Here is a 25,673-nt window from a genome sequence, read left to right as displayed (position 1 = left end):
TTCTCCGTGAGAGTCGCTTAGCCTCCTCTCACGGGAAACACCTCCACTAAACGTGATGATCTGAGGACACGATGGCCGAGACCAGCACGCCCACTGCGCAGCAGCCCCCCGTCAGCGTCTTCGGCGGCCCGACCGCCCTGATCGAGTACGGCGGCCTGCGCTTCCTGACCGACCCCGCGCTCGACGCCCCGGGCGAGTACCCCATCGGCAACGGCCGGGTGCTCACCAAGACCGCTCCCGCCGCCGTCGAGCCCGCCGCGCTGCTCCCGCTCGACGTGGTCCTGCTCTCCCACGACGAGCACCCCGACAACCTGGACCACTCGGGCCGCGCCCTGCTGGCCGACGTCCCGCTGGTGCTGACCACGCCGGGCGGCGCGGGCCGGCTCGGCGGCACCGCCCGGGGCCTGGCCCCCTGGGAGTCGATCGCACTGCCCCGCCCCGACGGCGGCACCCTGACCGTGACCGCCACGCCCGCCCAGCACGGCCCCGAGGGCTGCGAGCCGGTCACCGGGGAGGTGGTCGGCTTCGTGCTCACCGGCGCCGACCTGCCCACCGTCTACGTCAGCGGCGACAACGCCTCGCTGGACGTGGTGCGCGAGGTCGCCGGCCGCTTCGGGCCGGTGGACACCGCCGTGCTCTTCGCCGGCGCCGCCCGCACCGTGCTGTTCGACGGTGCGCTGCTCACCCTGGACAGCGCGCAGGCCGCCGAGGCCGCCGCCATCCTCGGCGCCCGCCGGGTGGTCCCCGTCCACTTCGACAGCTGGGGTCACTTCACCGAGGGGCGCACCGAACTGGCGGCGGCCTTCACCGCCGCCGGCCTGCGCGACCGGTTGGAGCTGGTGGCGGACTGAGCTCGCGGCCGGGGATCCGGCCCGCCCGGCGGCAGGGCGCCGCGGGCGCTCAGCGGTCCGGGCACCAGTCGGCCACCAGGCGGGTCCGCCCGTCGGCCGCGGTGACCGGACGCCAGCGGGCGTGCAGGCGCGAGGGCGCGTCGGCGGGGGTCGGCTCCGCGGGGATCGGGGCGGCGATGGCGTGCAGCACCGGGCTGTCGAGCGGGCTCGCGGCCAGCCGGGCGGCGACGCGGGCGAGCGGCGCGCGCAGTGAGCCGCCCCGGCGACCGGGGAGGGGGACCACGGCGTGGAATGCATCGAAGACTGACATCCGGCTCACCTCCAGGCGGGCCCGCGGAACGTGCGGGTATCGGCCCAGCCTGCCCCACCCGGTCGGCCGGTTGAAGGCGCTTGACGGGTTGCTGACGAGTCGCTGACGGTTTGCCAACACCAGTCGCCCCAGGGCCGCTTGGGCGCCTCGCCCGCCGTCCTCCGGGGAGCCGCGCGGCCGCCCCGTAGCCGGTGCCGCGCCCCCGCCGGATCTTACGGAACGCGAACGGTCACCCCGCCCACCGGCCGCGACCCCGCCGCCTCTCGTATCCTCGGCCGGGTGAACGAGAGCTCCAGCACCGGTGGGCCAGCGCGGCCGGGGCGCATCCTGGTGATCGACGACGACCCGACGGTGGCGGAGGTGGTCGCCGGCTACCTCACCCGCGCCGGCTACCACGTGGACCGGGCCGCCGACGGCAACCACGGCCTGGCACTGGCCCGCGCCCACCGCCCCGACCTGCTGGTCCTGGACCTGATGCTCCCCGGCATAGACGGCCTGGAGGTGCTGCGCAGGCTGCGCGGTGCCACCGCGGGCGGCGCCGAGCTGCCGGTGGTGATGCTCACCGCCAAGGGCGACGAGGCGGACCGGATCCTCGGGCTGGAGCTGGGCGCGGACGACTACGTCACCAAGCCGTTCAGCCCGCGCGAGCTCGTGCTGCGGGTCCAGTCCGTGCTCCGCCGCTCCCGGGCCGCCGCACCCGCCGAGTCCGGCGGCCCGGCCGGCGGCCTGCTGCGCTCCGGCGACCTGGTGCTCGACCCGCGGGCCCGCCGCGCCCACCGGGCCGGGCACGAAGTCCAGCTCACGCTGCGCGAGTTCGACCTGCTGGCGTTCTTCCTGCGGAACCCGGGCGCGGTGCTGTCCCGGCAGGAGCTGATGGCCCAGGTCTGGGGCTGGGACTTCGGCGACCTGTCCACCGTCACCGTGCACGTCCGCCGGCTGCGGGAGAAGGTCGAGGCCGACCCAGCGGCACCAGTGCTGATCACCACCGTCTGGGGCGTCGGCTACCGCTACGACCCGCCCGCCGCCGGGCCGGCGGAGCCCGAACGGCCCGCGCACCCGTCACAGCCTGCGCACCTCGAACAGCCCGCGCACCCCGAACGGCCTGCGCGCCCCGGACAGAACGGCGGCCCGACCCCGTGAAGGACCTGCTGCAGATCGCCCTGATGGCCGCGCTCGGCGCGGGCGGCGCCGGCCTGCTCGGCTGGGCGGCCGTCCGCTGGCTGCGCCGGCGCTCCTTCGCGCTCGCGCTGTTCTGCGTCGCGGTGGTCACCGTGCTCGCGGTCACCTCCGGGACCGTCGCCGTCGCCCAGGCGATGTTCCTGTCCGGGCACGACCTCGGCGTGGTGATCACCGTGCTCTGCATGGCCTCGGTGGTCTCGCTGGTGACCGCCGCGCTGCTGGGCCGCCAGGTGGTGACCGGCAGCCGGGCACTGACCGCGGCCGCCCGGACCGTCGGCAGCGACACCGGGTTCACCGCGCCCGACCGTCCGCTCGGCCGGGAGCTGGCCCAGCTCAGCCAGGAGCTCGCCGCCACCAGCGCCCGGCTCGCCGAGTCCCGCTCCCGCGAGAAGGCGCTGGAGAGCTCGCGCCGCGAACTGGTCGCCTGGATCTCGCACGACCTGCGCACCCCGCTGGCCGGACTGCGCGCCATGGCGGAGGCGCTGGAGGACGGGGTCGCCGAGCATCCGGACCGCTACCTGCAGCGGATCCGCACCGAGGTCGAGCGGCTCACCGGCATGGTGGACGACCTCTTCGAGCTCTCCCGGATCCAGGCCGGCGCGCTCTGCCTCTCGCTCTCCCGGGTCTCCGTCTACGACCTGGTGGACGACGCGCTGGCCGGCGCGTACCCGTTGGCCCGGCAGCGCGGGGTCCGACTGGAAGGCCAGTGGGTCGCCGCCGAGCCGGTCGAGGTGGACAGTAGGGAGATCACCCGGGTGCTGGGCAACCTGCTGGTCAACGCGATCCGGGCGACCCCGGCGGACGGTGTGGTGGCGGTCTCCGCCCGCCGCGAGGCGGACGAGGTGGTGCTCGCGGTCACCGACGGCTGCGGCGGCATCCCGGAGCAGGACCTGCCGCGGGTCTTCGAGACCGGATGGCGGGCCGGCACCGCCCGCACCCCGCGCCCGGCCGACCCGTGGGGGCGCCGCGAGGGGCCCGAGGGCGGTGACACCGGGGCCGGGCTCGGCCTGGCGATCGTCCGCGGCATCGTCGAGGCCCACGCCGGCCGCGCCTGGGTGCGCAACGTCGTCGGGGGCTGCTGCTTCGAGATCGCGTTGCCCGTCGCACCGGCCTGAGCGGGAGACTCCGACCCCCGTCGGCTTCCGCGCGGCTGGTCAGGTCTGCGGCGCGGCTGGTCAGGCCTGCGCCTCGGCCGCCTGCTGGATGGCCGTGGTGCAGCGGGCCAGCAGGCTGCGCAGCTGGTCGCGCTCGTCCGCGGTCAGCTCGTCGGCGATGGCCTGCTCGATCGCCGAGGCGCGGGCGTCGGCGAGCTCCAGTGCGGTGCGGCCCTGCTCGGTGAGCCGGGTTTCGAGGACGTTGCCGTGCCAGGGGTGCGGCGCGCGTTCGACCAGTCCGCGGTCGGTGAGGTTCTTCAGCACCACGGCCATCGCCTGCGGCGTGACGTTGCAGACCCGGGCGAGCGCGGCGCCGCTGATGCCGGAGCTCTCGGCGAGCACGAGGAGCGCGGCGTACTGCGGCACGGTGAGTCCGGCGGGGTCGACCGCCGACCGCTTGGCCGCCATCAACTCCTGCTCGGTGCGGCGGATGTCGACGCCGAGTCGTTCAGTGCGCGGCATTCCCATGGCGTGATCCTACAAGCCCGGCAGCAGCGACAGGTCGGTTGACCGTCGTCAAGGTATTGATGATAGTCGGGTTGATGATCATACTGGTGAGCCATGCAGATACCGCAGCTACTCGACCGCCCGCACGCCCGGCTCGCCTACCAGAGCACCGGGAGCGGGCCGCTCGCCGTCTACGCCCACGGCGCGATCTCCAGCCGCGACCACGAAGAGCGGATGGGCTTCTTCGACTGGAGTCCGGTCGCCGCCGCGGGCCGCCGCCTGGTCCGGTACGACGCCCGTGGTCACGGCCGCTCCACGGGCCGCCCGGTCGCCGCGGACTACGCGTACCCGAAGCTCGGCGAGGACCTGCTGGCCCTCTGCGAGCACCTCGCACCGGCGGGCCCGGTCGCCGGCCTGGGCAGCTCGATGGGTGCGGCGACCCTGCTCTGGGCGGCGCTGCAGGAGCCGCAGCGCTTCGACCGGCTGGTGCTGGTGATCCCCGCCGTGGCCTGGCAGGCGCGGGAGAGCCGGCGGGCGGGGCTGCGGGCCGCGGCCGAGCTGGTCGAGCGGGAGGGGAAGGCGGCCTTCGTCGCCGCGGTGCGCCGAGGCGGCCCGCCGCCGGTGCTGGCCGGGGTCCCCGACTACCCGCCGGAGTTCGACGTCACCGAGTCGCTGCTGCCGACCGTCCTGCGCGCCACCGCGGCCGCCGACCTGCCCGACCCGGCGGCGCTGCGCGGTCTGTCCCAGCCCACCCTGATCCTGGCCTGGGACACCGACCCGGCCCATCCGGTGGAGACCGCCGAAGCCCTGGCGGAGCTGCTCCCCGTCGCCCGGCTGCACGTCTCGCGCGACCTGGCCGACATCCGCACCTGGGGCTCGCGCGCCGCCGCCTTCCTCACGGAGTGAGGACCGGAAACCCCGCCGAGGCCGGCGTCGCTGCCGCGGCCCGCACCGGCCGTGGCCCACACTGACGCCGTGGCCCGCGCCGGCTCGGGTCACGGCATCGGCGGCGCCGCCGGGTCCGGCACGATCAGCTCGGGCCCGTTGTTGCGCACGTTGTTGACCGCCAGGCCCACCGGCACCGCGGCCAGCCGGCCGTCGGCGGGCTGGTGCAGCAGGGCGCGCAGGCTGTCGGGGTCGGTGTGGGCGGGGTCGAGCCAGCCGTCCACGTCGGCCGGCGCGAGGGCGAGCGGCATCCGCGGGTGCACCCGGCCGGCCACGTCGGTGGCCTCGGTGGTCAGGATGGTGCAGGTGGTCCACCAGGCGGCCGGGTCCTCGCGGTCCCGGCCCGGGTCGCGCCAGAACTCGTACAGACCCGCCAGCCACATCTTCTGCGCCGGGTCCTCCGGGCGGATGAAGTAGGGCTGCTTGCGGGCCTTCCCGCCGGTCTGCTCGGCCGTCAGCTGCGCCCACTCGTAGAAGCCGTCGGCCGGCAGCAGGCACCGGCGGGCGGCGAACGCCTTGCGGTAGGCGGGCTTCTCGTGCACGGTCTCGACCCGGGCGTTGATCATCCGGGACCCGACGGACGGGTCCTTCGCCCAGGACGGCACCAGACCCCACCGCAGGGCGCGCAGCTGCCGCTCCACCTCCCCGGTCTCCTTGTCCAGCCGCTCCAGCACCGCCCAGACGTTCGCCGTCGGCGCCACGTTGTAGTCCGGGGCGAGGGTCACGGCCGGATCCCAGCGGGTGACCGACAACTCGGCGACCAGGTCCTGCGGACTGCTGGTGGACACGAACCGGCCGCACACACGCCGCTCCTCCCGCCGGCCGCGCCGGCACGCTCGGGTGCCGTCCCGCGGCCCGCGGGGGCGTGGGGCGGCCTGCTCGCTCCCCACCCTCGCACAACCGGTCGCACCGGTGGCACGACACCCCAGCCGTCACCGCGGCCCCACCGCGACCGGCCCGCGGCCTGAGCTCACGTCAGGCCGCGGGTGTGACGTGAGCTCAGCTCGCCGCCGCCTCGGCCTGCCGGCGCAGCAGCTTCTTGTCCGGCTTGCCCGCGTCGGTCAGCGGCAGCGCGTCGGTCAGGGTGATCCGGGCCGGCTCGTACATCGCGCCGCGCTCCTGGCGCACCAGCTCGCGCAGCTCCCGCTCGTCCGGGGTGCTGCCCGGGGCGACCACCACGACCGCGTGCACCTGCTCCATCCGGTCGGCGTCGGGCACCCCGAAGACGGCGCTCTGCAGCACCTGCGGGTGGGTGTTGAGGACCTCCTCCAGTTCGGTGGTGTAGACGTGGCCGCCGACCACGATGATCATGTCCTTCAGTCGGTCGACCACGGTGAGGTACCCCTCCGCGTCGAGCCGCCCGAGGTCGCCCGTGTGCAGCCAGCCGTCGCGCAGCACCTCCGCGGTCAGCTCGGGCTGCTTCCAGTAGCCCTGCATCACGCTGGCCGCGCGCACGCAGATCTCGCCGAGCTCGCCGGTCGGCAGCGCCCGGCCCTCGGGGTCGCGGATCTCCACCTCCACGTCGGCCAGCACCTTGCCCGCCGAGCGCAGCCGGTCGGGGCGCTCGGGGTCGTGGTCCTCGACGGACAGCGTGCTGATCGCACCGGCCTCGTTCTGGCCGTAGGCCTGGAAGAGCACCGGGCCGAACCGGCGCACGGCCTCGGCCAGTCGGGTGGGGGAGGCCGGGCAGCCGCCGTAGAACAGGTTGCGCAGGCTGGAGGTGTCGGCGGTGGCCGCGGCCGGGTGGTCGAGCAACTGGTAGAGCAGCGGCGGCAGCACGAAGACCCGGGTGATCCGCTCCCGCTCGACGGCGGCGAGCACCTCGGTGGCATCGAAGTCGTCGAGCAGCACGACCGTGCCGTTGCCGGCCAGGGTGTGGTCGGCCAGGTGACCGGCGGCGTGCGCCAGGGTGGTGCAGGCCAACTGCCGCTCCGGCGCGTCGGAGAGCTCCAGCGCGTTGCGGAAGGCGACGCCCTGGGCGAAGGTGCTGCAGATGCCCTTCGGGTGGCCGGTGGTGCCGCCGGTGTGGCGGATGCTGCTGATGTCCTCGGGCCGGGCGAGGCTCGCCAGCGGCTCGGCCGACTGGTCGGCGGCCAGCGCCAACAGGTCGTCACCGACCTTCGCCTCGCCGAGCACCAGGACGTCGGAGATGGGCGCGAGCGCGACCAGGTCGGCGGCGCGCTGGGCCAGGCGCGGGTCCACGACCAGCGCGGTGGTCTCCACGTCCCGGACGATGGCGGCCTGCACCTCCACCGAGAGCTTGTTGTAGAGGTGGTTGATCGTGCAGCCGAGCAGGTTGGCCGCGTACCGGGCGGCGATCGTGCCGGGCAGGTTGCCGCTCAGCAGGGTGACGGTGCTTCCGCGCCCCAGTCCCCGGGCGCGCAGCGCCCGGGCCATCCGGTACACCAGGTCGCGCAGCTCCGCCGCGGTGATCCGCTGGTCCTCGTGGACCACCGCCTCCCGTTCGGGGTGCTGCGCGAGGGCGTCGAGGATCTCCTCCACGTACGTCTGGAACTGCTGGGTTTCGCCGGGCATGACGGCAGGTCCCTTCTGCGGCCGGCGCGTCCCCCTCGCCTGCCGGCCGTCGTCAAGTTCGGTGGTGGCGAACAATGGTGACGGTTCGCCAGATCGAGGCGGGAGCCGGTCCGGGCTCTCGTCGCACTGGCTGGTTGCTCAGGGCAACCATACGTACAGAAATCGTATCTGTACACAAGATCGTGCGACTGAGTGACCGTCCGGTGACCCCGGGTGGGCGGTTTTCGGCCATCTCGCGAGAGCGGTGCGGGTGTGTCGAGCGGTGCGGGTGCGTCGGGGGTCAGTGGGCGACGGGGTTGCGCAGCAGGAGGTCGAGGCGGTCCAGGATCCAGGACCAGGACTCCTGCGGGCCGGGCGCGCTGTGGTCGAAGCTGCCGGCGAGCTCCAGGCTGACGTAGCCGTGGAAGACGCTGCCGAGCAGTCGCACCGCGTGGGTCTGCTGCTCCTCCGTCAGGTCGTAGCCGTGCAGGATCGCCCGCATCATCGCGCTGTGCCGGAAGGCGGCGCTGTCCGCGGCGGTCTCCGGGTCGAGCGGGAAGCGGGTGGCGGCGTAGCGGCCGGGGTGTTCGCGGGCGTAGTCGCGGCAGACGTTCCCGTAGGCGGCCAGGGCGTCCTTGCCGGCCCGGCCGACCATCGCCGCGGCGGCCCGGTCGGCGAGTTCGGCCAGTGCGAACAGGGCGATCCCGGTGCGCAGGTCCTGGGCGTTCCTGATGTGCGAGTAGAGGCTCGCGACCTTGACGTCCAGGCGTCGGGCGAGCTCGGACGGGGTCACCTGGTCGAACCCGATCTCGTCGGCGAGGTCGGCTCCGGCGCGGACCACCCGGTCCGTGGTCAGTCCGGCGCGTGGGTATGCCATGAGGTCTCCTCCAGTTGTCTACTCACATTATGCATTTGCCTAAAGCTTTTAGGCAATCTACCGTGGCGTTCATGAAGCCACTGACCGAACAACAGATCCGCGCCGCCTTCGTGAACTGCACCAAGGGCGAGGCCGGCCGCCTCTCCGTCCCGCGCGACCTGGCCGAACGGCCCTGGGACGACCTGGACTTCCTCGGCTGGCGCGACCCCCAGGCCCCCGACCGGGCGTACCTGGTGGCCGAGCTCGACGGGGCGCCCAAGGCCATCGCCCTGCGCGGCACCAGCGGCCACCTGCGACAGGCGCGGCGCAGCATCTGCTCGATCTGCGTGACCACCCACACGGCCGGCGTCGGCCTGATGGTCGCGCCGAAGGCCGGCAAGGCGGGCAAGCAGGGCAACTCGGTGGGCCTCTACCTCTGCAGCGACCTCGCCTGCTCGCTCTACCTGCGCGGCAAGAAGGACGCGGGCGCGGGCGGCCGGCTGCACGAGTCGCTCACCCTGGAGGAGAAGATCGAGCGGACCGTGCGGAACCTGGCCGCGTTCGTCGCCAAGGTGACCGCGGTCTGAGCCCGGGTGCCGCCGATCGGCAGCACCCGGGCCTGGCGCGGCTGTTCACCGCCGCCTTGGTTCGCATCCCGGGGGAGATCCGGTATCACCCAGACCAGGGGAGATCCGGTGTCACCCACCGAGGAAGGAGGCGATGAACCCGTTCAGATCCGCCAGCGCCGCCGACAGGTTGGTACTGCTCAGCTGGCTGCCGAGCGAGCCGGTGGCCAGGAAGTAGCCGAGCGTCGCCTGGCAGTTCTGCGCGGACGTCGGCGAGGGCGAGGCCGCCGCCGCAGGCGAGAGCGACGTCAACGGGGACTCGGACGCGGTCGACGGTGGGGTCAGTGACGAGGGCGACGTGACCGGCGAGGACGGCGAGGTCGACGAGGCCGAGGACGTCGGCGAGGTCAACGGCGACGGCGTGGTCGTCGAGGCCGACGGCGAGGCCGAGGGCGACTGACCGGGCTTGGGCAGCGCGCAGCTGATCTCCTGGGCCGGTCCGCCCGGGCCCTGGAAGGTCACCAGCGACACGATCGGGTTGGGCTGCCCGCTCGTGGGGGCCTGCTGGCTGGCGGCCAGGTTCGGCTCGTGGACGCCCACCGGCACGCCGACCACGGTGACGTACAGGCCCGGTGTGTTGGTCGGCACCACGTGCAGCACATCCCCGGACTGGTGGGGCTGCGCGGTGCAGGTGTTCGGCGGGGCACCCCCGCCCGGCGTCGTGGCCTGCGGGATGAACGGGCAGGCCAGGTCGATGTTGGTCTGCGCACCGCCACTGTTGAACACGGCGTGCACCAGGGAGGTGTACTGCGCGCTCAGCGGGTCGGTGCTGTTGGCGCCGGGGTGGACGTAGGCCTGCTCGCCGCCGTCGGCGCTGAACGAGACCACGTCGCAGGCCCAGCCGCTCGGCGCGACCAGGTACTGCGCGTCACCCGGGTAGCTGGCGCCGTAGACCGTCACCGACGGCGGCAGGGTGACCCCGTTGGGTACCGGCACGCTGCCCGCCACGGGCTTCAGCGACGGCGACGGTGACGGTGCACCGGGCGCGAGCGGCTCGGCCGGACAGGCCTGGACGGGCACCGTGCGGGTGCTCGAGCTCGACGGCGGCGCGGCGCCGCCCGCCGCGAAGGCCGCCTGCCCGCTCCCGGCCACGGCCGCCACCAGCGCGGTCGCCGCCAGCAGGACCCCGGCCCGCCGGCTCCCTGAGGTCCCCCTCGGATTCCCCCGTGGCGTTCGCGGTGAAGTCCCCCGTGAACCGGTCGTGCAGCGCATGGCTCCCACCTTTCCCGGGGGCGCGGCAGGCGGTGTTCGGCCAACGGAGCCTGTCGGAGCCCCCCTTGGGATCGCAGCCGGCTCACCCGCCCGTGCCTGGGCCGCGTATCGGGCAGCGAGGGGATCGGCACGAGGGCGGCACACCGGCAGCCGTCATAACGCCAGCGTAGGTCCACCGGCACCCCTCCCGCGCGCGGGCGGCCGCGGCCGCCCGCAGCTGCCGCACCCGCCCGTCCGTCCGGCGCCGGTCCGGGTGAGGGCCTGATGGGGACCCGACGGGAGCCGACGAGCGATCAGCCGACCAACTCCTGGTCGTACTTGGCCAGGATCGACTCCATCAGCGCCCGGTCCGGCCGGCCGTCCGCGGCCAGCCGCATCGCCTCGACGAAGAACTGCTCGAAGCCGGCCGGCGACAGCACCACCAGCATCGTGCCCGGCGTCTCGCCGATGGCGGTGAAGGCGTGCGGGTGGGTGCGCGGCACGTGGCAGAACCCGCCCGGGCCGAGCTCGGCGACCCGGTCCCCGCAGCGGAACCGGAAGCGGCCGGCCACCACCTGGAAGGTCTCGTCGTGGCCCCGGTGCAGGTGCGGCGGGGCGCCCTCGCCGGGCTGGAAGGTGGACTCCAGGACGGCCAGCGAGCCACCGGTCCGCTCGCCGCCGAGCTTGATCAGGTACGGGCCCGCCAGCTGTCCCGGGCCGCCCTCGCCCGGGCCGAGCAGCACGGCTTCGCGCCGGGCGGCGGCCGGGGCATCCGGTCCCGTGGTCTGGTCAGCCATCGAGGAACGCCTCCCGGTTGCGCGTCGCCCAGCTGCGGAACGAGGTCGCCGGCCGTCCGGTGAGCTGCGCCACCGCCGGGGTGACCCGGGCCCCGAAGTCCTCCAGCGAGGCGGCCCGCAGCGCCATCACCGCGTCGGCCATCACCGGCGCCAGCCCGTGCTCCAGGAGCGCCTCGCGCGCGACCTCGGGGGAGATCGCGACGTAGGTCAGCGGCAGCGCCAGCACCTCGGCCAGGATCGTGACCAGCTCGCCGGGGGAGTGCGCCTGCGGCCCGGTGAGCAGGTACTCCCGCCCGTGGTGGCCCGGCTCGGTCAGCACCCGGGCCGCGACGGCGGCGATGTCCGCGGGGTCGATCAGGGCCGCCCGGCCCGCGGCGAACGGTGCGTGGACGGTGCGCTCGCGGCGGATCGAGCCGGCCCAGGCCAGGGCGTTCGCCATGAAGCCCAGTGGGCGCAGCATCGTCCAGGCCACCCCGCTGTCCCGGACGGCCGCCTCGCCGGCCCGGTGCCAGCCGGCGATCGGATCGGTGGCTCCCGGGTCGCCGGCCCGGCCCGAGGAGAGCTTGACGATGCTCTCGACGCCGGCCCGGGCGGCCGCCCGGGCGAGGTTGGCGTCGTGCTCGGCGAGGCGCGGTCCGTCGGAGAGCAGGAACACCTGCCGCACGCCGCGGACCGCGCCGGGCAGGCTCTCCGGCACGCCGAGGTCCGCGTGGGCCACCTCGACCCCGGCCGGCAGGGCGGCCCGGTCGGGCCGGCGGCTGGTGGCGCGCACCGGTGCGCCGGCGGCGAGCAGGTGGTCCACGAGGGTGCGGCCGACCGTGCCGGTCGCCCCGGTCACCAGGATCATGACGGTTCTCCCTTCACAGCATCCGTTGCGACGGCGTCCGGCTGGACGGCGTCGTGCTTCGCCGCGCCGGACAGGCCGTCCAGCAGGGCGTCGTGCCAGCTCAGCTCGGCCCGCAGTCGGGCCAGGCAGTGCTCGAAGATCCACGGTTCGCGGCCGACCAGGTCCGGTCGGCCCGCCGCGTACTGCTCCTCGAAGGCGGCCAGCCGGTCGGCCACGGCCTGCCGGCGGGCGGCGACGGCCGCGGTCAGCTCCGCGTCGCCGAGGTCCGCGGAGCACTGCAGGGCCAGGTCGACCGGATCGGGCAGCAGCCGCACTGTGCGCAGCGCGCTGTCGCGCAGCGCGGTCAGCTCCTGCCGGCCGCGGTCGGTGATCGCGTAGACCGTGCGTTCCGGCGGGTTGCCCACCTTCTCGGTGCGCACCACCTCCACCAGGCCTTCCTCGGTCATCCGCCGCAGCACGCTGTACAGCGAACCGGGCTTGACGTCGGTCCACAGCTCGGTCCGGTCGAGTTGGGCGGCCTGCCTGATCTGGTAGCCGTGCATCGGGCCGCCGCGGGCCAGGGCGCCGAGCGCGAAGAGTCGAGAACTGGTCACCTGGCTAGTCAAACGCAACTATGGATGTCGGGTCAATAGTCAAACGCGACTACGAGGGCGAGTGGACCTTGATCGTGGCCGCGCGGGCTTCCTCTAGAGTTCTTCCGTGGCCGCGCCCGCCCGCGTTCCCCGCCCGGCGGCGCGTGCCGACCAGCCCACGGCCCGACCCAGGAGTGACCATGACCGACGCGGCGTCCATCGCCCTGCAGCAGGAGATCGCCCGGGACCTCCAGGTGAGTGACACCTTCGAGGCCGAGCAGGAGATCGAGCGCCGCGTGGCCTTCCTCGCCGAGCGGCTGACCACCACCGGCCTGCGCTCGCTGGTGCTCGGCATCAGCGGCGGGGTGGACTCCACCACCGCGGGTCGGCTCTGCCAGCTCGCCGTGGAGCGGGTCCGCGCCACCGGCGGGGAGGCGACCTTCTACGCGATGCGGCTGCCCTACGGCACCCAGGCCGACGAGCACGACGCCCAGCTGGCGCTCGGGTTCATCCGGGCCGACCAGGTGCTGACCGTGGACGTGAAGCCCGCCAGCGACGCCGCGCTGGCGGCCGCGCTGGCCGGTGGCACGGTCTTCCGCGACGCGGGTCGGCAGGACTTCGTGCACGGCAACATCAAGGCCCGCCAGCGCATGATCGCCCAGTACGCGGTGGCCGGCGCGCACGACGGTCTGGTGGTGGGCACCGACCACGCGGCCGAGGCGGTCTCCGGCTTCTTCACCAAGTTCGGCGACGGCGCTGCCGACGTGGTGCCGCTCACCGGCCTCACCAAGCGCCGGGTGCGGGCCGTCTCGGAGGCGCTGGGTGCGCCGGCCGAGCTGATCTGGAAGACGCCGACCGCGGACCTGGAGACGCTGAAGCCGGGCCTGCCGGACGAGGAGGCGCTCGGCGTCACGTACGACCAGATCGACGACTTCCTGGAGGGCAAGCCGGTCGACGAGGTGGCCTTCGAGGCCATCGTCAAGCGCTACCGGATGACCGAGCACAAGCGCCAGCTGCCGATCGCCCCCTGAGCCGCCGGGAGCCGGCCTCGCCCGCTCTGCCTGCTCTCCTGCTCCGCCCGACCGCGCCGGTCGACCTCCTGGTCGGCCGGCGCGCGCCGTTTCCGGGAGCTCCGCGAGGAGATGCGTACCGGAGCATGCTTGAAGAGCTGTTCATATGTTCCTGTATGGTGCCGACATGTCCGCCACCCTGATCGAGCGCCCCGCCCCCGGCCCGGCCGCCGCCGCGACCCTCGCCCCGCGCCGCCGCACCCGGGTGTTCGCGCTGCCCGAGGCCCGCTGGGCCGCCGCGGCCACGGCGCTCTTCCTGCTCGCCCTGCCGCTCCGGCTGACCGGCGCCCCCGCCTGGACCTGGGGGCCGCTCTACGCCCTCGCCTACGCCACCGGCGGCTGGGAGCCCGCCTGGGCCGGGCTGCAGGCGCTGCGCGAGAGGACCCTCGACGTCGACCTGCTGATGATCGTCGCCGCGCTGGGCGCCGCCGCGGTCGGGCAGCTGACGGACGGCGCGCTGCTGATCGTCATCTTCGCCACCTCCGGCGCCCTGGAGGCGCTGGCCACCGCCCGCACCGCCGACTCGGTGCGCGGCCTGCTCGACCTGGCCCCGGCCACCGCCACCCGACTGCTCGACGGGGGCACCGAGGAGAGCGTGCCCACCGGGCTGCTCGCCGTCGGCGACACCGTCCTGGTGCGCCCGGGCGAGCGGATCGGCGCCGACGGCCGGGTGCTCGACGGGACGAGCGAGGTCGACCAGGCCACCATCACCGGCGAGCCGCTGCCGGTCGCCAAGCAGGCCGGCGACGAGGTCTTCGCCGGCACCCTGAACGGCACCGGCGCGCTGCGGATCGAGGTCGACCGGGACGCCGCCGACTCGGTGATCGCCCGCATCGTGGCCATGGTCGAGGAGGCCGCCGGGACCAAGGCACCCACCCAGCTGTTCGTCGAGAAGGTGGAGCAGCGCTACTCGATCGGCATGGTGCTCGCGACGCTGGTGGTCTTCGCCGTGCCGCTGGCGTTCGGCGCGGCGTTCACCGGGTCGCTGCTGCGCGCGATGACCTTCATGATCGTGGCCTCGCCCTGCGCGGTGGTGCTGGCCACCATGCCGCCGCTGCTCTCCGCGATCGCCAACGCCGGGCGCCACGGCGTGCTGGTGAAGTCCGCGGTGGTGATGGAGCGGCTCGGCCAGGTCGACGCGGTGGCCCTGGACAAGACCGGCACCCTCACCGAGGGCACCCCGCGGGTCACCGACCTCCACCCGCTCCCCGGCGCCGCCCTGACCGAGGACGCCCTGCTCGCGCTGGCGGCCGCCGCCGAGCACCCCAGCGAGCACCCGCTGGCCCGCGCCGTGGTCGAGGCCGCCCGCACCCGCGGCCTGCCCCTGGCGCCGGCCGCGGACTTCGTCGCCACCCCCGGCGTCGGGGTGACCGCCACCGTCGACGGCCGCGCCGTCGCGGTCGGCGCCCCGGCCCGGCTGCTCCCCGGCGCCGCGCATGCCGTGCATCCCGCGCATGCCGCGGATCCCGCGGCCGAGTACGCCGCCGTGGTCGCCCGCGAGTTGGAGGAGGGCGGTCGGACCGCCGTGCTGGTCCGGGCGGACGGCCGACCGGTCGGCGTCCTCGGCATCGCCGACCGGCTGCGCCCGGACGCCGCCGCCACGGTGACCGCCCTCACCGCGCTCACCGGCTCGGCGCCGCTGCTGCTCACCGGCGACAACCCGCGCGCTGCCGCCCGCCTCGCCGCGGACGTCGGCATCACCGACGTCCGCGCCGGCCTGCTGCCGCAGGACAAGGTGGCAGCGGTCAGGGAGTACGAGGCGGCCGGGCGCAAGGTGCTGGTGATCGGGGACGGCGTGAACGACGCGCCCGCGCTGGCGGCCGCCCACGCCGGCATCGCCATGGGCCGGGCCGGCTCCGACCTCGCCCTGGAGACCGCGGATGCGGTGATCGTGCGCGACGAACTCGCCACCGTGCCCGCGGTGGTGGCCCTCTCCCGGCGGGCGCGCGGCTTTGTGGTGCAGAACCTGGCGATCGCCGCGCTCTTCATCTCCGGCCTGGTGGTCTGGGACCTGGTCGCCACCCTGCCGCTGCCGCTCGGCGTGCTCGGTCACGAGGGCTCGACGGTGCTGGTCGGCCTCAACGGCCTGCGGCTGCTGCGCGAGTCCGCCTGGAAGTAAGGACAAAACCCCAGGTAGCAATGGGTGCTTCGTATACCATATGGTCTAGACCATGGATTTCATGAAGCGTCCGGCCGACGACTGCGCGACGACGCCCGCCCACCACCGGCTGGGCCCGCTGACCCGGGTCGGCGGCCGGTGGCTGGTGGGTGACCACGAGGGTCCGGCCCACCTGGAGTTCACCGAGGTCGGGGTGGTGCCCTGGGCGGCGGACCGGCCGGGCGCGGTGCTGCTCTGGTCCCGGTTCATGCAGCTCGGACTGCACGTCACCCCCGACGCCTACACCGGGTCCAAGGGCTACGCCTTCCTCACCCTCGGCAAGGCCCCGCTCGGGCTGACCGGGCCGCACCTGGAGGCGATGGTCCGCCACCCGTACGAGTTCTGGACCGGCCGGTTCAGCCACCACCTGCGGCGCTACCGCCCCGCCGAGATCCGGCTCGCGGGCGAGCTGATCCAGCAGACCGTCAAGGCCGGGCAGGCGCAGCGCCTGGGGGAGCGCGACTGGCTGGACGGCGCTGGCCCCGCTCACGCCGCGCACCCAGGCGCGCGCCCGCCGGGCGGTCGCCGAGCTGGTGCAGGGGTGAGCGGGTGGCCGGCCGGGCGGTGCGGGAGCTGCCGCACCGCCCGGCCGGCCAACGGTCCGGCTCAGCGGATCAGTCGACGCTCCACTGCTGCAACGGCGAGGAACGGTCGGGCTGCTGGCTGAGCAGCGCGCCGTCACCGGTGCCGGCCGTGGTGAGCAGCAGGCCGGTGTGGACGTTGGTGAACGTGTAGGCACTGGAGGGCAGTCGGTCGGCCCTCCAGCGCTGGTTGTCGTTGCCGGTGCAGCCCCACTGGATCACGGCCGTGCCGGCCGCGGTGCCGCCGCCCTCGTCGTCCGCACAGAGCGTGGAGTAGGCGTTGGCGATGGTGTAGGAGCCGTCGGCCTGCCGGGTCAGGACCCAACTCTGGTTCTGGCCGCCGTTGATCGCCCAGCTGTCGAGCTGGATGCCCGCGGTGGTGGACCAGTTGGGGTCGTCCAGCGCCTCGCCGCCGGTCGACAGCACATGGCTGCCGCTGAGGTCCGGTGCGCCGCCGGCCGGGGTGAAGGTGACCAACTGCGCGGCGGCCGGGCGGGTGTCGCCGGTGCCGCCGGGGTTGTCCCAGTCGCGCTGCGGGGCGGTGGCCACCGGCTGGGTGCCGCCGGTGAGGCTGAGGGCCAGGTCGCTGTAGCGGTTGACCAGGCGGAACGCGCCGGTGGGGGTGGAGGGGCCGCTCTCCGCCGGGCTCTGCACCACGGTCTGGATCGACCACTGCTCGCCGACCGTGGCGCTGCCGCCCGGCGCCCGCAGGGTGGGTGCGGCGCCCCAGGCCCGTCCGGCGTTGCCCGTGGCGTCGACGCCGAGCAGGTACCCCGAGCCGGCGTTGGCGACGGTGTAGAAGCCGTCGCCGGTGGGGGTGAAGGTCCACTGCTGGTCCGGGCCGCCGGCGCCGGTGGTCGTGGTGGTCAGCGTGCCGCCGCCGCTCTGCGCGAGGTCCTGCCCGTTGCCGGCCGCGATCAGGTACGGCGTCCCGGCGTTCACCGGAGCGCTCGGCAGCGGGCCGGCGCTGGTGGGGGCGATGGTGACGTCGGCGTACTCGCCGTCGCTGGTGGCGCAGCTGATCCAGCAGTAGGAGCGGAAGGTCTTCCCGACCACGGTGGTGCCGGTCCGGCTGCCCGCGTCCACCAGCCAGCGGTACCAGGAGCTCTGCGGGCCGCCGGCGGTGCCGATGTCGGTCCACTGCTCGGTGGCCAGGTCGTCGGTGACGTAGTAGTGCTGGGGCTGGTTGGAGCCGGCCTCGTTCTCGGGGGTGCCGAGGTACTTGCCGAGGTAGGCGTCCCAGACCACGTTGAGCACCGAGAGCTGGGAGGGGGCCGGGATGGTCCCCGCGGCGATCTGGGCGCCGACCGTGCCGGGGTTGCCGGGGGAGTAGCCGTCGCCGGGGGCCAGGTAGCCGGTGCCCACGCCCTGCGCCGGGACCAGATCGCTCTCGGCGCCGCCGATGCCCGGGGTGGACCAGGAGCCGTCGTCCCACTTGGTCCACGAGCCGGCGGCCATCTTCTGCGCGATCGGGGCGCGGGCGACGTGCTCCTCGAACCCGCCCCAGCCGCCGTTCTTGTCGACCGCGCGGGAGAGGTAGAAGACGTAGAAGTAGCCGGAGCGGTAGTCGGTGAACAGGCGCGGGTCGCCGTCCCCGTAGGAGTAGGTCGAGGCGGGGAAGGTGCCGGTGTCGCCGCGCACGGTGCTGTAGGGGGTGGTGACGGCGTGGTCGACGATGGTCCAGGTGACGCCCTGGTCGCGGGAGACGGCGTAGTCGATCGCGTCGTAGTGCAGGCCGTCGCCGAACGGCTGCGGGGTGAACTCGTTGTGCACCAGGCCGTACCAGTCGCCGCTGTCCGGGTCGACCCAGACGCCGACCAGGTCGCAGTAGTTGCGCTCGGCGTAGCCGGAGCCGGCGGGTGCGTAGCTGGCGCTCAGGCCGGTGGGGCTGTTGTTGCAGCGCCAGGTGGTGTCGCCGTTGCCGTCCTGGGAGTTGGCCGGGTTCACCGCGGTGCTGATCGGGGCGAGGGTGGCGGTGTCGAAGTCCGCGCCGCTGTAGAACTGCCAGCTGCGGCCGTCGGTCGCGCCGTAGAGCGAGTGCGAGGACTGGTAGTAGAACTGCCCGTTGCTGTCGGTGTACCCGGCGGCCGGGGTGTCGTCGGCGTTGCCGAACGGGACGGGGGTGCCGGCGCTGAGGGTGTACCGGGCGGGCGGGGCCGCGCTGCCGCCCCAGACCTCGGTGGGCGAGGGGGTGCACGGGGCGAGTCCGACGCGGTCCCGGTCGGCCGGCGAAGTGCCCTGGACGGTCAGGCACTTGGCCGACTTGACGGCGTAGATCGTGCCGTCCGGGAACCAGCCGAACTGCTGGTTCGGTCGGGAGGTGCAGCTGTACAGCTCGAGCAGGGCGCCGGTGGCGTTCGAGCCGCCGGTGATGTCCAGGCACTTGCCGAAGACCGTGACGCTGCCGTCGGTGTGCCAGGTCCACTGCTGCTCGGGGGAGCCGTTGCAGCCGAGGAGTTGGACGGTGCTGCCGTCGGCGGTGCCGGCGCCGGCGTCGTCCAGGCACTCCTTGCCGATGGTGACGCTGCCGGCGGTGTCGGGGTGGGCGGCGGGAGTTCGGGCGGTGCCGGTTCGGGCGGTGCTGGTTCGGGTGGCGGCGGTGCGGATGGCCGGGGCGGCGGTGGCGGACGTACTGAGGGCGGGGGTGGCTGCGGCGGCCAGGGCCAGGACCGGCGCCAGCGAGGCCCGGACCAGCCGGGACGCTGTCCGTCTCATGGGGATCCTTCCGGTTGCGTGCTGCCGGTGAGGGGCGGCAGGCACGGACCGATGATTAGTTCCGCCAGAATCCGAACATATCGATGGTCATGTCAACCCCCGCGCACGGGATCCGTGCGGGAACCGCCTCCGCCGGGGTCGGCCGGCCTCGGCGATCGGCCTCGGTGATCGGTCCCGGCGGCCGGCCTCAGCGGTCGGCCGCGGCCATCGCGCGCACCGGATCCTGGTAGACCGCGTCGAGCGCCAGCAGCGCACCGCCGCGCACCGTGCCGGCCAGGCCGGTACTGGAGAGCACGATCTCGCAGCCACCCGCATCGGGCGCCATCACCCGCTCGTGCACCTGGGCGGTCACCCGGTCCAGCAGGAACTCGCCGAAGAAGGCGAAGTGCCCGCCCAGCACCACCAGTCGGGGGTTGAGGATGTCGGCGAGCAGCGCGACCCCGGGCGCCAGGTTGTCGGCGATCCGCCGCAGCGCCTCCAGGGTGCGCGGATCCCCGGCCTGCGCCCGCCCGCGCAGCTCGGCCAGCCGCCGCTCCAGGTCCACCAGCGGATCCCAGACCAGGTCGCCCGGGTCCGCCGCGTAGCGCAGCAGCGCGCCCCGCCCCACGGTGTTCTCCCAGCACCCGCGCCGCCCGCAGGCGCACTGCTGCTCGGAGGGGACCAGCGGCAGGTGGCCGACCTCGCCCGCGTAGCCGCCGGCCCCGCGCACCAGCTGCCCGCCCGCGATGATGCCGACGCCGACCCCGGTCTGCCCGGTGACGAAGACCAGGTCGCGCACGTCGGCGGCGGAGGCCAGCACGTACTCGGCCAGGGCGCCGAGCTTGGCGTCGTTCTCCAGGTGCAGCGGCGGCGCGCCTGGCCCGAGCCGCTCGCGCAGCGCGGCGACCGCGGGCACGTCGCGCCAGCCGATGTTGGAGGCGTAGGCGACGGTGCCGCTCGCCAGGTCGACGGCGCCCGGGGTGGCCAGGGTCACCCCGACCGCCCGGCCGCCGGTGCGGTGCAGCGCCTCGATGCCCTCGGCGACCAGCTGCGCGGTGGTGTCCAGGGTGGCGTCGGGGCCCGCGGCCCGGACGTCGAAGGGGATCCGCCGCTCCGCGGTGACCTCGCCCTTGAGGTTGAGCGCGAGCAGGCCGACGTAGTCCACGTTGATCTCGGCGCCGATGCCGTGCACTCCGCCGCCGTCGATCTCCACCGCCTGGCCCGGGCGGCCGACGGTGCCGCGGTCCCGCTCGGCCTCGCCCTCGCGGATCAGGCCGCCCTCCAGCAGTTCCGCGGTCAGGTTCGAGACGGTCGCCTTGGGCAGGCCGGTGTCCTCGGCGATCCGGGCCCGGGAGCGCGGTCCTTCGTCCCGCAGCAGCCGCAGCACCATGCCGAGGTTGGCCCGGCGGGACGAGGAGCGGTCCCGGGCGACGGCAGGGCCCGCCATCGCCAGTCTGCGGACTCCCGTCCCGTGGAGGGCTGGCTTCACCGCCGCTCCTCTCCCGTCCTGTCGTGCGTACGCCGATGTCCTCACCCTTGACTTTAGCAAGGTTGGTTCAAACAATAACCGAACGAATTCAGCGCTCCCCGCTTCCGGCCCTGCTCGGCCCTGCCCGGTCCTGCCCGGTCCTGCCTGGCCTGGCTCGGCCCCGCCCGGAAGCCCCCGGCACCACCCCCGGCACGAGGAGAGAGACGATGAAGGCACGACCCAGCACCCTGGCCGCGGCCCTGGCGGCCGTCACGGCGGCGGCCCTGGTGGCCGGTTGCTCGTCCGGCGGCGGCTCCTCGGCCACCAGCGGCGGTGCCGGCCCGGTGAAGCTGGACTTCTGGGGCTGGGCTCCGGGCTACGCCCAGTCGGTGGACCTGTTCGACAAGGCCCACCCGGACATCCAGGTCTCTTTCGACCAGACCGCCTCCGGCGCCAAGGGCGGCTACACCAAGATGCTCACCGCGGCCAAGGCCGGCAACGCCCCCTGCCTGGCCCAGGTCGGCTACGAGACCCTGCCGAGCTTCGCCGCCGCCGGCGCCCTCGACGACGTCAGCGCGTACACCGCCGACGCCAAGGGCCGGTTCGCCGACTGGACCTGGAACCAGGTCACCATCGGCGGCCGGACCTACGGCATCCCGGTCGACACCGCGCCGATGGCTCTGCTGTACCGCAAGGACCTGTTCGCCCGGTACGGCATCACCGCCCCGCCGCTCACCTGGGCCGACTACGCCGCCGACGCCGCCAAGGTGCACGCCGCCGACCCCACCGTCTACCTCGGCGACTTCGGCAACGACGCCTACGACTACGCGGGCCTGGCCTGGCAGGCCGGCGCCGGCTGGTTCGGCACCGCCGGCGACCAGTGGCAGGTCACCCTGGACAGCGGTGCCAACCAGAAGGTCGCCGGCTTCTGGCAGGACCTGCTGAACCGCAGGCTGCTGAAGACCGATCCCAGCTACGACCCCTCGCTGTACGCCGACATGACGGACGGCAAGATCCTCTCCGACGTCAACGCGGTCTGGGACGTCCCGATCCTCGCCAGCAGCGTCAAGGGCGGCGCCGGCCAGTGGGCGGTCGCCCCGATGCCGGTCTGGGACGCCGCCGCCCCGGCCTACGGCAACGACGGCGGCTCCGCCACCGCCGTCCTCAAGGGCTGCGCCCACCCCAAGGAGGCCGCCGAGTTCGCCGCCTGGCTCAGCACCGACCCCGGCAGCGTCGGCAACCTGATCAAGGTCACCGGGATCTACCCGGCCGCCACCTCCGGCCTGGCCAACCCCGCCCTGACCGCGCCCGACCCGTTCTACGGCGGGCAGACCATCTACGACGTCTTCAAGGCCGAGGTCCCGCACATCGCCACCGACTGGCAGTGGGGCCCGACCATGACCCAGACCGCCACCGACCTCGGCGACGGCCTCGGCAAGGCCGGCACCGGCGGCACCACCCTGCCCGGGATGCTCGCCGACGTGCAGGGCCGGACGGTGGCCGGCATGAAGCAGCAGGGCCTGAGCGTGGCCGGCTGACGGCCGGTGACGAGCGAACGAGGAGAAGTGACCCCCGCATGACCACCGCCCCGGCCGGCCGGTCCGGGCCGCGGGCCGGTCGGCGCCCCGCGCCCCGCCGGGCCCGCACCGCCGCGCTCTTCCTGGCCCCCTTCCTGCTGCTGTTCACCGCCCTCTACCTGGTCCCGATCGGCTACACCCTCGACCAGAGCCTCTACCGGATGCACCGCTCCGGCCTCGGCCTGACCGCCCCCACCCAGGTGTTCGCGGGCTTCGCCAACTACGCCACGGCCCTGGGCGACCGGGAGTTCCGCGGCTCGCTGCTGCGGGTGCTGCTGATCGGCGTGGTCCAGGTGCCGGTGATGCTGCTGCTGGCCCTGGTGCTGGCGCTGCTGCTGGACGCCAGGTCCACCCGGTTCAAGCGCTTCTTCCGGCTGGCCTTCTTCCTGCCCTACGCACTGCCCGGCGTGGTCGGCGCCATCATGTGGTCCTACCTGGTCGCCCCCGGCCTCAGCCCGATCACCGCCGCCGCCCACCACCTGGGCCTGCACCTGAACCTGACCTCGGACGGCATGCTGGCCCCGACCATCGGCAACATGCTGACCTGGGGCTGGACCGGCTACAACATGCTGATCATCCACTCCGCGCTGCAGGCCATCCCGGCCGAACTCACCGAGGCGGCCACCATGGACGGCTGCTCGGCCTTCGCCGTCGCCTGGCGGATCAAGGTGCCGATGGTCCGCCCGGCCCTGGTGCTGACCACGGTCTTCTCCATCATCGGCACCGCTCAGCTCTACAACGAGCCGGCCGTGCTGCACAACGTGGCCCCCAACCTGAGCAGCGGCTACACCCCGATCTACGCCGCCTACGAAGCCGTGGACGCCGACAACTTCAACGCCGCCGCCACCGAGTCGGTGATCCTCGCACTGCTGGCCTTCGTGCTCTCCTTCGGCTTCCTGAAGCTGGTGCAACGCCGCGGAGCCGCCCTGTGAGCGCCCGTGAATCCGTGACCATGCGTCAGGCTGCCTCCCGCTGGGTCGTGCTGGCTGTGCTGCTGCTCGCCTCGGTCTACTTCCTGGCCCCGGTCTGGTGGCTGCTGGTCTCCTCGACCAAGACCAGCTCCGAGCTCTTCGCCGGCAACGGCTTCTGGTTCGGCCACTTCGCGCTCGCGGACAACCTGCGCCAGGTCTTCACCCGCCAGGGCGGGATCTACGGGCAGTGGCTGGCCAACAGCGCGCTCTACGCGGTCGGCGGCGCGGGCATCAGCACCCTGATCGCCGCCATGGCCGGCTACGCGCTGGCCAAGTACCCCTTCCGTGGCCGGGAGTTCACCTTCAACACGGTGCTCGCCGCGGTGCTCGTGCCGCAGCCGCTGCTGGCCGTGCCGCTCTACCTGCTCTTCTCCGAGCTGCACCTGGTCAACACCTACTGGGCGGTGCTGCTGCCCAGCACGGTCAGCCCGTTCGGCGTCTACCTGGCCCGGATCTACGCCGCCGCAGCCGTGCCGGACGAGCTGATCGAGGCCGGCCGGCTGGACGGCGCCGGCGAGCTGCGGATCTTCGCCACCATCGCGCTGCGGGTGATGGCGCCGGCCCTGGTCACCATCTTCCTCTTCCAGTTCGTCTCCATCTGGACCAACTACCTGCTGCCGGTGCTGATGCTGGCCGACGACCGCCTGCAACCGGTCACCGTGGGCGTGGTCGGCTGGCAGGCGCAGCGCGCCCTCGGCTCCGGCGCCGCCCCGTACAACGTGGTGATCACCGCTGCCATGGTGTCCGCGATCCCGCTGGTCGTCCTGTTCCTGTCCCTGCAACGCTTCTGGCGCTCCGGCCTGACCGCCGGCAGCGTCAAGTGAGGAGGCCCGCGTGCCCGCCCGGTACCACCTGCGCTTCCAGCTGCACCCCACCCCGGACGCGGCCGAACGCGCCGCGGAACTGGCCGCGTTCTGCCGCGAGGCGGACGTCGGCGAGGTCGTCCTGCTGCTCGGCGCCGAGGAACTGCACGCCGGCCACCCCGGCGGCGAGTGGGCGGACCGCCTGTACGAGAGCGCCGCCACCGCGCAGAAGGTGCTGCACGAGGCCGGGCTGACGGTCAGCCTCAACCCCTGGGTCACCGTCGGGCACGCCGACCGCGGCCGCACCGACCGGCTCGGCTTCGCCCCCATGGTCGGCCCGACCGGCGCGGTCGCCGCCGGGCAGGCCTCCTTCGCCTGCCCGCGCTGGCGCGCCTGGCTCACCGCGCACTACGCCCGCTACGCCGGCCTCGGCTTCCGGGTGCTCTGGCTGGAGGACGACTTCCGCTACCACAACCACGCCCCGCTGCCCTGGGGCGGCGGGTTCGAGCCGCCGATGCTGGCGCGACTCGCCGAGCTGGCCGGGCAGCCGCTGACCCGGGAGCAGGTGGTCGCCGCCGTGACCGCCCCCGGCCCCCCGCACCCGTGGCGCCGCCTGCTGCGCCAGGTCTGGCGCACCGCGCAGCTGGAGGTCGCCGAGCAGTTGGCGGACGCGGTCGCCACGGCCTCCGACGGGCGCAGCCGGCTCGGCCTGATGAGCTCCGAGCCGGCCGTGCACGCGGTCGAGGGCCGCGACTGGCCCGCCCTGTTCGCCGCCCTCGGGCGGGCCGGCGAGGTCTCGCACCGCCCGCACTTCGCCCGCTACACCGACGCCCCCGGGCGCGAACTCAGCTTCTCCGTCTGGCAGCTGGAGGCCCAGCGGGCGCTGCGCCCGCCGGGGGTGCGCAGCGAGCCGGAGATCGAGAACTGGCCGCACACCGCCTGGTCCAAGTCCGACACCCAGACCTGGTCCGAACTGGTCGCTGCCCAACTCTCGGGCGCGGACGCCCTCTTCCTCAACCTGCACCCGATGCAGTCCGGCCGGGCCCGGCACTTCCCGGGGATCGCCGAGCTGCTGCGCCGCGCCCGCCCCGCCCTCGACCTGATCGCCGAGCGGCAGCCCGGCCCGCCGACCACCGCCGGCGTGGGCCTGCCGGTGCTCCCGGACGCGGCCGCCCAGGTGCGCACCCGGGCCGCCGGTGACCTCGCCGACCTCGCCGTGGACGCCACCCCCGCGGCCGAGCTGCTGCTGCGCTACGGCATCCCGGTCACCGCCGGCCCGGCCCCGGTCCAGGCCCTGTTCGGGCAGCTCGCCCGGGCCGTCGAGGACACCGAGCTGCGGCGGATGCTGGCCGGCGGGCTGCTGGTGGACGGCGGCGCGGCGCAGATCCTCACCGAGCGGGGGTACGGCGAACTGCTCGGCGTGGCGGTGACCGAGCTCGCCGGACGGGAGCAGCCCACCGAGCCCGGCCCCTACGCGCTGGAGCGGGTGCTACCGGCGGCCCACCCCGGCGCGCCGGACGAGGAGAGCTGGCTCAGCGTCAACCTGCAGCCCGCGCTGGCCCGCCTGCGGCCGGCCGCCGGCGCCGAGGTCCGGACCGAGATCCGCACCCCCGACCACCGGTTCTGGGGCGCGGGCCGCTGCCAGTTCCGCAACGCGCTCGGCGGCCGGGTCGCCGTGCTGGCCGCCACCGCGCCCGAGCAACTGCCCTGCGACGACGAGGGCCGGCGGCTGCTCCAGGCCGCCGTCCGCTTCCTGGAGGGCGCCGCGCCCACCCTGCCGCTGGTCACCGGGGGCCCGCACCTGATCCCGCAGCTGTTCCGCACCCCCGACGGGCACCGGCTCGCCATCGCCAACGGCAGCGCCGACCCCGCCCGCCCGCAGGTCACCCTGCCCACCGCGCCGACCGCCGTCCGGGCCACCCTGCTGGCACCGCTGGCCGCCCCCGCCGCCGCGCGGCTCGGCTGCGCCGGCGGCACGCTCCGGCTGGAGCAGGACCTGCCGCACCGCGGGTGGCTGCTGATCGACTGGCAGTGACCCCATCGCCTCACCCATCGCCGACGC

23 protein-coding genes are annotated in these 25,673 nt (G+C 74.4%); 12 read left to right on the top strand and 11 right to left on the bottom strand.

Annotated features, from left to right (window positions below):
- Positions 1-71: 71 nt before the first annotated feature.
- The gene (locus ACQRUO_RS00230) at positions 72-851 is read left to right on the top strand and encodes an MBL fold metallo-hydrolase (RefSeq protein ID WP_428313555.1); all 780 of its coding nucleotides are present in this window, start codon (positions 72-74) and stop codon (positions 849-851) included.
- Positions 852-900: 49 nt separating this feature from the next.
- Here the strand turns inward: ACQRUO_RS00230 and ACQRUO_RS00225 are convergent, their stop codons facing one another.
- Positions 901-1,161 carry a hypothetical protein gene (locus ACQRUO_RS00225; protein WP_428313554.1) on the bottom strand — a complete coding sequence of 87 codons (261 nt, stop codon included), beginning with the start codon at positions 1,159-1,161 and terminating at the stop codon, positions 901-903.
- A 279-nt stretch (positions 1,162-1,440) separates the two neighbouring features.
- Here ACQRUO_RS00225 and ACQRUO_RS00220 point away from each other — a divergent pair, with 279 nt between their 5' ends.
- Positions 1,441-2,301: a response regulator transcription factor gene (locus tag ACQRUO_RS00220; RefSeq protein ID WP_428313553.1), complete on the top strand. Its 861-nt coding sequence runs from the start codon at positions 1,441-1,443 to the stop codon at positions 2,299-2,301.
- Positions 2,298-3,455: a sensor histidine kinase gene (locus ACQRUO_RS00215; RefSeq protein WP_428313552.1), complete on the top strand. Its 1,158-nt coding sequence runs from the start codon at positions 2,298-2,300 to the stop codon at positions 3,453-3,455. Before ACQRUO_RS00220 ends, ACQRUO_RS00215 begins: the two co-directional genes overlap by 4 nt.
- Positions 3,456-3,515: 60 nt before the next feature.
- Here the strand turns inward: ACQRUO_RS00215 and ACQRUO_RS00210 are convergent, their stop codons facing one another.
- The gene (locus tag ACQRUO_RS00210; protein ID WP_428313551.1) at positions 3,516-3,956 is read right to left on the bottom strand and encodes a MarR family winged helix-turn-helix transcriptional regulator; all 441 of its coding nucleotides are present in this window, start codon (positions 3,954-3,956) and stop codon (positions 3,516-3,518) included.
- 99 nt (positions 3,957-4,055) lie between these two features.
- Here ACQRUO_RS00210 and ACQRUO_RS00205 point away from each other — a divergent pair, with 99 nt between their 5' ends.
- Positions 4,056-4,847 (top strand): alpha/beta fold hydrolase, encoded by a 792-nt coding sequence (locus tag ACQRUO_RS00205; protein WP_428313550.1) that lies wholly within the window; start codon positions 4,056-4,058, stop codon positions 4,845-4,847.
- Between the two features lie 89 nt (positions 4,848-4,936).
- Here ACQRUO_RS00205 and ACQRUO_RS00200 read toward each other — a convergent pair whose 3' ends face one another.
- The 3 genes from ACQRUO_RS00200 to ACQRUO_RS00190 form a co-directional block, all read right to left on the bottom strand.
- Positions 4,937-5,689: an SOS response-associated peptidase gene (locus ACQRUO_RS00200; protein WP_428313549.1), complete on the bottom strand. Its 753-nt coding sequence runs from the start codon at positions 5,687-5,689 to the stop codon at positions 4,937-4,939.
- A gap of 196 nt (positions 5,690-5,885) precedes the next feature.
- Entirely contained in the window at positions 5,886-7,421 is a 1,536-nt protein-coding gene (locus tag ACQRUO_RS00195; protein WP_428313548.1) for an AMP-binding protein, read from the bottom strand.
- Between the two features lie 280 nt (positions 7,422-7,701).
- Complete coding sequence (locus ACQRUO_RS00190; RefSeq protein WP_428313547.1) at positions 7,702-8,277, bottom strand: TetR/AcrR family transcriptional regulator; 576 nt, start codon at positions 8,275-8,277, stop codon at positions 7,702-7,704.
- Positions 8,278-8,348: 71 nt separating this feature from the next.
- Here ACQRUO_RS00190 and ACQRUO_RS00185 point away from each other — a divergent pair, with 71 nt between their 5' ends.
- Positions 8,349-8,843: an FBP domain-containing protein gene (locus tag ACQRUO_RS00185; RefSeq protein WP_428313546.1), complete on the top strand. Its 495-nt coding sequence runs from the start codon at positions 8,349-8,351 to the stop codon at positions 8,841-8,843.
- 111 nt (positions 8,844-8,954) lie between these two features.
- Here the strand turns inward: ACQRUO_RS00185 and ACQRUO_RS00180 are convergent, their stop codons facing one another.
- The 4 genes from ACQRUO_RS00180 to ACQRUO_RS00165 form a co-directional block, all read right to left on the bottom strand.
- Positions 8,955-9,974, bottom strand: coding sequence for a hypothetical protein (locus ACQRUO_RS00180; RefSeq protein WP_428313545.1), 1,020 nt, complete (start codon positions 9,972-9,974; stop codon positions 8,955-8,957).
- Between the two features lie 413 nt (positions 9,975-10,387).
- The gene (locus ACQRUO_RS00175; RefSeq protein ID WP_428313544.1) at positions 10,388-10,870 is read right to left on the bottom strand and encodes a cupin domain-containing protein; all 483 of its coding nucleotides are present in this window, start codon (positions 10,868-10,870) and stop codon (positions 10,388-10,390) included.
- Positions 10,863-11,717, bottom strand: a complete 855-nt coding sequence (locus tag ACQRUO_RS00170) for an NAD(P)H-binding protein (RefSeq protein WP_428313543.1) — start codon at positions 11,715-11,717, stop codon at positions 10,863-10,865. The genes ACQRUO_RS00175 and ACQRUO_RS00170 overlap by 8 nt, the downstream gene beginning before the upstream one ends.
- Complete coding sequence (locus ACQRUO_RS00165; protein WP_428313542.1) at positions 11,714-12,310, bottom strand: PadR family transcriptional regulator; 597 nt, start codon at positions 12,308-12,310, stop codon at positions 11,714-11,716. The genes ACQRUO_RS00170 and ACQRUO_RS00165 overlap by 4 nt, the downstream gene beginning before the upstream one ends.
- 179 nt (positions 12,311-12,489) lie before the next feature.
- On the opposite strand from ACQRUO_RS00165, the gene nadE reads away from it, so the two are divergent.
- The 3 genes from nadE (at position 12,490) to ACQRUO_RS00150 (ending at position 16,184) form a co-directional block, all read left to right on the top strand.
- Positions 12,490-13,320 carry an ammonia-dependent NAD(+) synthetase gene (nadE, locus tag ACQRUO_RS00160; protein WP_428313541.1) on the top strand — a complete coding sequence of 277 codons (831 nt, stop codon included), beginning with the start codon at positions 12,490-12,492 and terminating at the stop codon, positions 13,318-13,320.
- Between the two features lie 166 nt (positions 13,321-13,486).
- Positions 13,487-15,478, top strand: a complete 1,992-nt coding sequence (locus ACQRUO_RS00155) for a heavy metal translocating P-type ATPase (protein ID WP_428313540.1) — start codon at positions 13,487-13,489, stop codon at positions 15,476-15,478.
- Positions 15,479-15,530: 52 nt separating this feature from the next.
- Entirely contained in the window at positions 15,531-16,184 is a 654-nt protein-coding gene (locus ACQRUO_RS00150) for a hypothetical protein (RefSeq protein WP_428313539.1), read from the top strand.
- Here ACQRUO_RS00150 and ACQRUO_RS00145 read toward each other — a convergent pair.
- Together ACQRUO_RS00145 and ACQRUO_RS00140 are read right to left on the bottom strand one after the other, a co-directional pair.
- Positions 16,132-18,813 (bottom strand): RICIN domain-containing protein, encoded by a 2,682-nt coding sequence (locus tag ACQRUO_RS00145; RefSeq protein WP_428313538.1) that lies wholly within the window; start codon positions 18,811-18,813, stop codon positions 16,132-16,134. The genes ACQRUO_RS00150 and ACQRUO_RS00145 overlap by 53 nt on opposite strands.
- A 187-nt stretch (positions 18,814-19,000) precedes the next feature.
- A complete protein-coding gene (locus ACQRUO_RS00140; protein ID WP_428313537.1) occupies positions 19,001-20,281 on the bottom strand; it encodes an ROK family transcriptional regulator in 1,281 nt (426 codons plus the stop codon).
- Between the two features lie 206 nt (positions 20,282-20,487).
- On the opposite strand from ACQRUO_RS00140, the gene ACQRUO_RS00135 reads away from it, so the two are divergent.
- The 4 genes from ACQRUO_RS00135 to ACQRUO_RS00120 are packed head-to-tail and all read left to right on the top strand — an operon-like array spanning position 20,488 to position 25,646.
- Positions 20,488-21,798: an extracellular solute-binding protein gene (locus ACQRUO_RS00135; protein ID WP_428313536.1), complete on the top strand. Its 1,311-nt coding sequence runs from the start codon at positions 20,488-20,490 to the stop codon at positions 21,796-21,798.
- Between the two features lie 38 nt (positions 21,799-21,836).
- Positions 21,837-22,769 (top strand): carbohydrate ABC transporter permease, encoded by a 933-nt coding sequence (locus ACQRUO_RS00130; protein ID WP_428313535.1) that lies wholly within the window; start codon positions 21,837-21,839, stop codon positions 22,767-22,769.
- A gap of 20 nt (positions 22,770-22,789) precedes the next feature.
- On the top strand, positions 22,790-23,632 hold the full coding sequence (locus ACQRUO_RS00125) for a carbohydrate ABC transporter permease (RefSeq protein ID WP_428313643.1): 843 nt from the start codon (positions 22,790-22,792) through the stop codon (positions 23,630-23,632).
- A 10-nt stretch (positions 23,633-23,642) separates the two neighbouring features.
- Positions 23,643-25,646 carry a hypothetical protein gene (locus ACQRUO_RS00120; protein ID WP_428313534.1) on the top strand — a complete coding sequence of 668 codons (2,004 nt, stop codon included), beginning with the start codon at positions 23,643-23,645 and terminating at the stop codon, positions 25,644-25,646.
- Positions 25,647-25,673 lie beyond the last annotated feature (27 nt).

The sequence above is a fragment of the Kitasatospora sp. LaBMicrA B282 genome (genome assembly GCF_050325825.1).
Classification (GTDB): domain Bacteria; phylum Actinomycetota; class Actinomycetes; order Streptomycetales; family Streptomycetaceae; genus Kitasatospora.
Note: the sequence above shows the minus strand (reverse complement) of the source record. Positions and strands in the feature narration are given on the sequence as shown.

Bases quoted from the DNA above. Each gene is read 5' to 3' on its own strand.
- ACQRUO_RS00135 (WP_428313536.1), top strand. From the start codon at position 20,488: ATGAAGGCACGACCCAGCACCCTGGCCGCGGCCCTGGCGGCCGTCACG.
- ACQRUO_RS00210 (WP_428313551.1), bottom strand. From the start codon at position 3,956: ATGCCGCGCACTGAACGACTCGGCGTCGACATCCGCCGCACCGAGCAG.
- ACQRUO_RS00150 (WP_428313539.1), top strand. From the start codon at position 15,531: ATGGATTTCATGAAGCGTCCGGCCGACGACTGCGCGACGACGCCCGCC.
- ACQRUO_RS00225 (WP_428313554.1), bottom strand. From the start codon at position 1,161: ATGTCAGTCTTCGATGCATTCCACGCCGTGGTCCCCCTCCCCGGTCGC.
- ACQRUO_RS00185 (WP_428313546.1), top strand. From the start codon at position 8,349: ATGAAGCCACTGACCGAACAACAGATCCGCGCCGCCTTCGTGAACTGC.
- ACQRUO_RS00230 (WP_428313555.1), top strand. From the start codon at position 72: ATGGCCGAGACCAGCACGCCCACTGCGCAGCAGCCCCCCGTCAGCGTC.
- ACQRUO_RS00190 (WP_428313547.1), bottom strand. From the start codon at position 8,277: ATGGCATACCCACGCGCCGGACTGACCACGGACCGGGTGGTCCGCGCC.
- ACQRUO_RS00125 (WP_428313643.1), top strand. From the start codon at position 22,790: ATGCGTCAGGCTGCCTCCCGCTGGGTCGTGCTGGCTGTGCTGCTGCTC.
- ACQRUO_RS00195 (WP_428313548.1), bottom strand. From the start codon at position 7,421: ATGCCCGGCGAAACCCAGCAGTTCCAGACGTACGTGGAGGAGATCCTC.
- ACQRUO_RS00205 (WP_428313550.1), top strand. From the start codon at position 4,056: ATGCAGATACCGCAGCTACTCGACCGCCCGCACGCCCGGCTCGCCTAC.
- ACQRUO_RS00130 (WP_428313535.1), top strand. From the start codon at position 21,837: ATGACCACCGCCCCGGCCGGCCGGTCCGGGCCGCGGGCCGGTCGGCGC.
- ACQRUO_RS00155 (WP_428313540.1), top strand. From the start codon at position 13,487: ATGTCCGCCACCCTGATCGAGCGCCCCGCCCCCGGCCCGGCCGCCGCC.
- ACQRUO_RS00170 (WP_428313543.1), bottom strand. From the start codon at position 11,717: ATGATCCTGGTGACCGGGGCGACCGGCACGGTCGGCCGCACCCTCGTG.
- ACQRUO_RS00145 (WP_428313538.1), bottom strand. From the start codon at position 18,813: ATGAGACGGACAGCGTCCCGGCTGGTCCGGGCCTCGCTGGCGCCGGTC.
- nadE (WP_428313541.1), top strand. From the start codon at position 12,490: ATGACCGACGCGGCGTCCATCGCCCTGCAGCAGGAGATCGCCCGGGAC.
- ACQRUO_RS00175 (WP_428313544.1), bottom strand. From the start codon at position 10,870: ATGGCTGACCAGACCACGGGACCGGATGCCCCGGCCGCCGCCCGGCGC.